Genomic DNA, 7,821 nt, shown 5'->3' on the forward strand with positions numbered 1-7,821 from the left:
GTTTTGGGCAACTTTTTTTACAGCAAAATCTATTCCACAAGAGATCAAGATTTATTATTTTTAAAAATCAATTAGTTATATTTTAGAGAGTTCAAATAAAATATTTATCAGCACAAAAACAAATTAACAATGCACAATTATTTGTGCATTGTTGTTTATTTAATCCGATGAAATCACAGTCAATCCAATTTTATTCGGAAATAAGTTCGGAATTTAGAGTTCGGAGTAAACCATTTTCATAATTCGTGGCGCCCCCAAGGGGCATGAGGGCTTAGTTTGTCTTTCATTCGTCCGGATCCCGGATAACGGCCGAGGCCTGGGGATCAAAGGGGTTTTTTCTGATCTCCAGAGAATACAGATAAGGGTAATCCTCTTTTAAATGTTTTAGATAAAACAACCATTCTGAAATCAACAGCCCCATGGCCCGTTTGATGTCCCCCTTCAGATGGGCCAGGTCGGTTTTGGGCAAGTCGATCAAAGAAGGCCGGGAGGCCAATTCATCGGTGACATGAAAGACCGCTAAAAGCAGATCGGTAAAGGAATCGTGCTCCAATAAATTTGGATTTTCCAAAAGACTGAGCAAAAACGGTCGCTTATCCAATAGGAAGGTTTTCAGCTCCAATAAAGACCCCGGATCGATATGGATTTGATAATCGAATTGCCGAAAGGCCCTGGCCTGAGAAGAAAAACGCTTCCCCGACCAGTGATGATCGATAATCAATTCCTGTTTTATGGCTTGGGCATTCGGTTCAAACTGATAAAAAAGCCTTAATAAATCCGTTCCCACTTCCGAAAAATATACCCCGATGACCATATTCAACTTTTTGATCAGATTCCGTTTTTCCCGGACCGTCAGTAATTGATTGATAATCAGGGTAACCAGCAAGACCTGGATGGGGACAAAGGCCAGGTCCTGGAATAAATAGAAGAAGGTGTCACGGGGCGTTTGAAAAATTCCGATTTGGACCAGGTAGAAAAAGGACGACAAACCTAAAAATCCGGCGCCCAACAATAATTCCCAACGATAGCGTTTCATGATCCAATCTTTATGGAGCGGTCAGCCGTGATTAGAATCCAGAAGTCAGAATCCAGAATAAACCCCCAAAATCCCTTTAATGAGTCATCTTCAATCCGAACTCTGGCTTTCAGCAAACCCTTTTGCTGTAATAGGTTGACTAATCCGGATCGCTAACTACTAATTTCCTATTATAGCGTATTCTTTCAATTTATCCTCAAAAAAATCATCCAATGGGAAGGCGAGCCCTCTGGGGACCGGGACTCCTGAACGACCCGTTAAAAAACTTGAACTTTACGGAAAAAGTTGATATTCTTTTAAATTACTTTATTTTTTTACTTAAGGAGCAACTATGTTTTTAGATCCTCTCCTGGGAATTTTCTCCAATGATTTGGCCATTGATCTGGGAACCGCCAATACCCTGGTTTATGTCAAAGGCCGAGGCATTGTTTTAAGCGAACCATCGGTCGTGGCGGTTCGTAGGGATAACAAAGGTTATAACAAGGTCCTGGCCGTCGGAAAAGAGGCCAAGTTGATGCTCGGACGAACCCCCGGTAATATCATCGCCATACGGCCCATGAAAGACGGTGTCATTGCCGATTTTGAAGTCACCGAAGCCATGCTGCGCCATTTTATCCGGAAGGTCCACAATCGCAGGACCTTAATCCGGCCCCGCATCATCATTTGTGTGCCATCCGGTATCACCCAGGTTGAAAAAAGGGCGGTCCGGGAATCGGCCGAGTCCGCCGGGGCCCGGGAGGTCTATCTGATTGAGGAACCCATGGCAGCGGCCATCGGGGCCGGGTTACCGATTACCGAACCGACCAGTAATATGGTGGTGGACATTGGGGGCGGAACCACGGAGGTGGCGGTCATTTCACTGGCCGGTATTGTTTTCAGTAAGTCGGTCCGGGTGGGAGGAGACAAGATAGACGAATCCATCCTGCAATATGTCAAGAGAAAATACAATTTATTGATCGGGGAAAGGACGGCCGAGGTCATCAAGACCACTATTGGAACCGCCTATCCCCAGGATGAACCGGAATCGATTGAAGTCAAAGGGAGAGACCTGGTTTCCGGGATACCCAAGACCTTGACGATCGATTCGGAAGAGGTCCGCCTGGCCATTTCCGAGCAGATCGATACGATCATCGAGGTCGTTAAGCTGGCCCTGGAACAAACCCCACCGGAACTGGCTGCCGATATCGTCGACCGGGGGATTTTTCTGACCGGAGGCGGGGCCCTCCTTAAAAATTTAGATGTCCTGTTGCGGGAAGAAACCGGACTGCCGATCACTATAGCCGAAGACCCCCTGTCAGCAGTAGTCTTGGGTTCCGGGATGACCCTGGAAAATATCGAGTTATTAAAGGAGGTTTCTATATCCTAAGAGACTTTTCCCGTGAAAGGGAAATGGGCCTTTCCATCGCTGTCCGGCTTGAAACGGGACCGGAGCAGCGAGCCGATATGGATAACATTCCTTACCCTTGAAGCGCCCTTCCATCTAAGATCCATCAAGGCAGAGAGGGAGCCTCAAAGTGAGAGGGACCTCGTGTGTTTTTAAAAAAACTTCGAAACGTTCTCATGGTCTGGCTGGCCTTGTTGGCCGGTCTGGCTATTTTTTCATCCTTTTCTCAGACCGGACGAGACTATTTTCTAGTGGAAAGTTCCCTGGTAGATGGCATCCTGCCGGTCTTCTCGTTTTTTACTTCCATCAAAACAGGCGTCGAATCCCGTTGGAACCACTATATTTCCCTGACCGAAACCCAAAGGGAAAACGCCCGTCTCAAGAAACAACTGGACCAACTGAAACAGGAAAACATTCAATTAAGGGAAATGGGTTCGGCCCATGAGCGGCTCACGAAACTGCTGCAGCTTAAAAGAGAGATTCCCGGCCCTTTGGTGGTGGCCGAAGTGGTGGGAAAAAGCCCGAGCCCCTTTCTGCAGGCCTTTTTTATCAATAAGGGCCGAAAAGACGGCTTGGTCCGAGGAATGCCCGTCCTCCTCCCCGAGGGGGTGGTTGGAAGACTGGAGAAGACTTCCGGTCATTTTTCCAAAGTTCTCTTATTAAATGACCCGAGCTTCGCCGTGGATTGCCTTTCCCAACGCACCAGGGTGCGTGGAATTTTGACCGGTATTCCGGGAGGAGGGAATTGCCAGGTTAAGTATGTGCCCCGAACAGAAGATATTAAAGCCGGTGATATCATGATAACCTCTGGTTTGGATCAACTCTATCCGAAGGGGTTGATCCTGGGCCGGGTCCTTAAGGTAGATTCTCAGGCAAAGGGCAATTTTCTTTTCATTGAAGTTGTTCCGGAATGCAAACTGTCGCAGATCGAAGAGGTTCAGATTCTTCAAAAAAGACCGCCCATCCCGGACCAGGAGGCCTCTCAAGATGGTTAAGGATTTCCTGCTGTTCGGGCTCCTGGGCCTGCTCTTCCTGGTCCTCCAGTCTACCTGGCTGGCTGTAGACTGGATCAATCCCTTCCGTTTCGATTTGCTTTTCATATTGGTGATTTTTTTAGGGACCCTGGAAAGATTGGGGCTGGGATTGGTTCTGAGCATCTTTTTGGGCATGATGGTCGATCTTCTGTCCTGGGGCATGCCGGGAACGGCTATGATCTTATACCCGCTTATATTTTGGGTTTTCTTTTTTCTTGGAACCCGAACCGAAATAAGGTCCCCGGCCTTTGCCGTGACCGCAGTCCTGCTGTTTCAAATTTTCTATGGGTTTATAGGTCATCTTTTTCTATCTCTTTTCAGGGGATTGGAATTCAGTCGGACCCAGTTGTTGCTGGTTGTCGAACAAGCCCTCATCACCATGCTGGTCAGTCTGCCGGTGTTTTTTATTTTTAAAGCCATTTTTCGGAAAAAGCCCTCTTTGATTTGATGTCCCGATACACCTTTTTTGAAAAAGAAGAGCCAGCCGATCTCCCAAGACAATTTTTTATTGCCCTTTGTCTTATCATCGCGGTCTTTTTCGGCCTGGCAGGACGTTTATGGTATCTTCAAATCGCCAAGGGCCCTTATTTTAAAAAATTATCGGAAAACAACCGTATCCGGATCCTGAGCATTCCTCCGGCCCGGGGGATCATTTTTGACCGAAAAGGGATCAGGCTGGTAAATTCCCGGCCTTCTTTTAATCTGTATGTCATTCCCGACGATGTTAAAAACTGGGAGGTTCTCAAAGAACAGCTTTGCAAGCTTCTCGACTTGGAGCAAGAACAGGTTGAACAGCGTCTGGCCCAGAAAAAGATGAATCCGATCCACCCCATACCGATCAAATTGGATATAACCGAAGACGAATTGGGGCGCCTCGAGTCTTTTAAATATCTCATGCCCGGAGTCTATATCGAAGTCAGTCCTCAACGAAACTACCCCCTGGGACCGGTCGCTCCCCATGTGATCGGCTATCAGGGAGAGATCACCCCAAAACAGCTTAAAAGCGGTCAATATCCCGAAAACAAGATGGGGGATTTTATCGGCCAGTGGGGGTTGGAAAAGGAATGGCAGCAGGTCTTGGGGGGAAAAAAAGGGGGGCGGTTTCTGGAAGTGGACGCAACCGGACAGGAGGTCCAGTTGCTCAGTGTCCAGGAACCGCTATCCGGAAATAACCTGGAGACCAGCCTGGATTGGGATATTCAAAAAGTAATCCAGGAAGCCATGAAGGGGAAACCGGGGGCGGCTGTGGTACTTAAACCGGACACCGGAGAGGTCCTGGCCATGTATAGTTCCCCGGCCTTTGACCCTTCCTCGTTCACCCGGAAGCTCTCGACGATGGAGTGGAACGCCCTCTTTGCCGACCCCTATAAGCCTTTTCAAAACAGAGCCATTCAGGGGCAATATCCTCCGGGGTCGACCTATAAAATGGTTACCGCCCTGGCCGGATTGGAGGAGAAGGTAATTACTCCGGAAACCCCGTTTTATTGCAATGGGGCCTTGCCATTTGGAAAGCGGGTATTTCACTGTTGGCGGAAGGGGGGACATGGATCGGTCAATCTCCACAAGGCCATTGTCCAGTCCTGCGATGTCTATTTTTACAATGTGGGTATCCGGTTGGGTGTAGACCGGCTGGCCCGCTATGCCCATATGTTGGGGTTGGGGGAGCCGACAGGGATCTCCTTATATCCTGAAAAAGGGGGCCTTATCCCAACCGCTTTGTGGAAACTCGGGCGATACAAAACGGCCTGGCAGCCGGGGGAGACCCTGTCTCTGGCTATCGGGCAGGGCTATAATCTGACTACTCCCCTCCAGATGGCCTCCATCACCGCCACCATTGCCAATGGCGGTAAGGTGTTTCGCCCTTATCTGGTAAAACGCATTGTTTCTCCCGAAGGGCGTTTAATCAAGGCCTTCGTTCCCCAACAGGTCAGGCAGATTCCGGTCAATCCGGAGCATCTCCGGTTAATTCGTCAGGCCATGGCCGGTGTCATCAATGAACCCGGCGGGACCGGGGGGGCGGCCCGTCTCGTGGGCCTGGTGGCGGCCGGAAAAACAGGGACGGCCCAGGTCGTTGCCCTGGGGAAACGGGGAGGCAGGGACCATGCCTGGTTTGTGGCCTTTGCCCCTTTGGAGTCTCCCCAATTGGCCATGGCCATATTAATGGAGCATGGAGGACATGGCGGCGAGGCTGCGGCCCCTGTTGCCCGCAAGGTCTTAGAGGCCTATTTCCATCTTCCCCCCAGGGTGGCAAGCCCACCGGCCCCCCAGGCCCAATCCGAAGCCCTTGTTGAGGAAAAAAACCTTGATTGATCGCCGGTTTCTTCAGAATGTGGATTGGCCCCTCCTTTCCCTGGTTTTAATCTTGATAGCCATTGGGGTGGCCAATCTCTATTCCGCCACCTTTCAGGACGCCGGGGGGACCGGGGCCCCCTTTTATCAAAAACAGCTTTATTGGGCCGGGTTCGGCTTCTTCTTGTTATTGGTTATCCTCTTTTTTGATTATCATCTATTGCTTTCCGTGGCCTATCCCTTATATTGGATCTCTATCTTATTATTGATCGGGGTGTTGATCTTCGGCCGTTCGATTTCCGGTTCCCAGCGCTGGTTGACCGTGGCTTCTTTTTCCTTCCAACCTTCGGAGCTGGTCAAGATTTCATTAATCCTTGCCCTGGCCAAATTTTTTTTCAATAATGAAATCAATCACCGCTACCGGTTCGGAGACCTCTATCTCCCCTTTGGAATGGTCCTGTTGCCGGCCCTTTTGATCCTCAGACAACCGGATCTGGGAACGGCCCTGTTGTTATTATTGCTCAGCATCACCGTATTCCTTTTTTTAGGCGTGGAATGGAAGACCTTGTTTATTTCCATTGGAGGGGTGGTCCTGTCTCTGCCTTTATTCTGGTATTTCCTGAGAGATTATCAAAAAAAGAGGATCCTTATTTTTCTTCAACCCGAATCCGATCCTTTGGGGGCCGGCTATCACATCATCCAATCCAAAATCGCCGTCGGTTCAGGGGGGTTTTGGGGCAGGGGGTTTCTAAAGGGTACCCAGGGACAGCTCCGTTTTCTGCCGGAACAGCATACCGATTTTGCTCTTTCGGTCCTGGCCGAGGAATGGGGGTTTGTAGGGTCCATGGTGGTGGTCACCCTTTTCCTGCTATTGGTTTTACAGGCCCTGAATGTCGCCCGCCAATCCAAAGACCGGTTTGCCATGGTCCTGGCTTTGGGGATCAGTGCCATATTTTTCTGGCAAAGCCTGATCAATATGGGCATGGTGGTGGGCCTGGTGCCGGTGGTGGGGGTCCCTCTGCCCTTTATCAGCTATGGGGGCTCTTCGATTATTGCCAGCCTGATCGGGATCGGGATACTCTTAAACATCAACATGCGTCGCTTTATCATTCAGTCATGAAGGATTCATCCCCCCAAGTCCCGCTGATTCTGGCGCCGGCCGGCAATAAAGCCAGTTTCCTGGCCGCCCTGGCCGCCGGGGCCGAGGCGATTTATTGCGGTTTGAAACAGCTTTCCGCCCGTATGGAGGCCAAAAATTTTATCCTGGAAGAACTGGCCGGGCTGACCGATCTGGCCCATGCCAAGGGCTCCCAGGTGTACGTTACCCTCAATAGCCTGATCAAACCCGATGAGCTCAGCCAGGCCGGAAAATTTATGGATGATCTTAACCGCCTGGTCCATCCCGATGCCCTGATTATCCAGGATCTGGCCTCCATAGAACTGGCCCGGCAGACCGGCTATTCCGGTGAGCTGCACCTCTCCACCCTGGCCAATATCAGTTTCGGGGCTGCCTTGCCTCTGATCAGCCGTATTCCCGGTGTCAGCCGGGTCATTCTCCCCCGGGAACTGACTATCGATGAAATCAAACAGGTGGCCGGTCAATGCCCGGCCGGGCTCGCCCTGGAGGTCTTTATTCACGGGGCCTTGTGTTACGGGGTGTCCGGCCGCTGTTATTGGAGCAGTTTTTTGGGCGGGAAAAGCGGCCTGAGAGGAAGATGTGTCCAGCCCTGCCGGCGTCTCTACCGTCAGAACGGCCCGGCACAAAGGGTTTTTTCCTGCCAGGATCTCAGCCTGGATGTGCTGGTTAAGCCCCTTCTGGGGATTCCGGCCATCAAGGCCTGGAAGATCGAAGGGCGTAAAAAAGGCCCCCATTATGTCTATTACCTGGTCCTGGCCTATAAAATGTTCCGGGATCATCACCAGGATCCGAAGCTTCGCAAAGAAGCCCTATCCCTTTTGACCAGGGCCCTGGGCCGGACCGGCACCCATTACCGGATACTTTCCCAGCGGCCCCAAAATCCCATTCAACTGGATCAACCGACCGGGTCCGGACTCTTACTGGGTCCGGTATCCGGGGA

7 protein-coding genes are annotated in these 7,821 nt (G+C 50.5%); 6 read left to right on the forward strand and 1 reads right to left on the reverse strand.

The features are described 5' to 3' along the window. Positions 1–283: 283 nt before the first annotated feature. Positions 284–1,036 (reverse strand): hypothetical protein, encoded by a 753-nt coding sequence (locus HY879_07420; protein MBI5603168.1) that lies wholly within the window; start codon positions 1,034–1,036, stop codon positions 284–286. Between the two features lie 331 nt (positions 1,037–1,367). Between HY879_07420 and HY879_07425 the strand changes: the two genes are divergently transcribed. The 6 genes from HY879_07425 to HY879_07450 all read left to right on the forward strand — a co-directional run. Continuing rightward, positions 1,368–2,402: a rod shape-determining protein gene (locus tag HY879_07425; GenBank protein ID MBI5603169.1), complete on the forward strand. Its 1,035-nt coding sequence runs from the start codon at positions 1,368–1,370 to the stop codon at positions 2,400–2,402. A 164-nt stretch (positions 2,403–2,566) separates the two neighbouring features. Beyond that, positions 2,567–3,415, forward strand: coding sequence for a rod shape-determining protein MreC (gene mreC / locus HY879_07430; protein MBI5603170.1), 849 nt, complete (start codon positions 2,567–2,569; stop codon positions 3,413–3,415). Then, positions 3,408–3,902 (forward strand): hypothetical protein, encoded by a 495-nt coding sequence (locus HY879_07435; GenBank protein ID MBI5603171.1) that lies wholly within the window; start codon positions 3,408–3,410, stop codon positions 3,900–3,902. The genes mreC and HY879_07435 overlap by 8 nt, the downstream gene beginning before the upstream one ends. Beyond that, positions 3,902–5,764 carry a penicillin-binding protein 2 gene (gene mrdA, locus HY879_07440; GenBank protein MBI5603172.1) on the forward strand — a complete coding sequence of 621 codons (1,863 nt, stop codon included), beginning with the start codon at positions 3,902–3,904 and terminating at the stop codon, positions 5,762–5,764. Before HY879_07435 ends, mrdA begins: the two co-directional genes overlap by 1 nt. Continuing rightward, positions 5,757–6,863: a rod shape-determining protein RodA gene (gene rodA / locus HY879_07445; GenBank protein MBI5603173.1), complete on the forward strand. Its 1,107-nt coding sequence runs from the start codon at positions 5,757–5,759 to the stop codon at positions 6,861–6,863. The genes mrdA and rodA overlap by 8 nt, the downstream gene beginning before the upstream one ends. Further along, a partial coding sequence (locus HY879_07450) for a U32 family peptidase (GenBank protein MBI5603174.1) occupies positions 6,860–7,821 on the forward strand: 962 nt, incomplete at its 3' end. The genes rodA and HY879_07450, both read left to right, overlap by 4 nt.

Source organism: Deltaproteobacteria bacterium (genome assembly GCA_016219225.1).
Lineage (GTDB): Bacteria > Desulfobacterota > RBG-13-43-22 > RBG-13-43-22 > RBG-13-43-22 > RBG-13-43-22.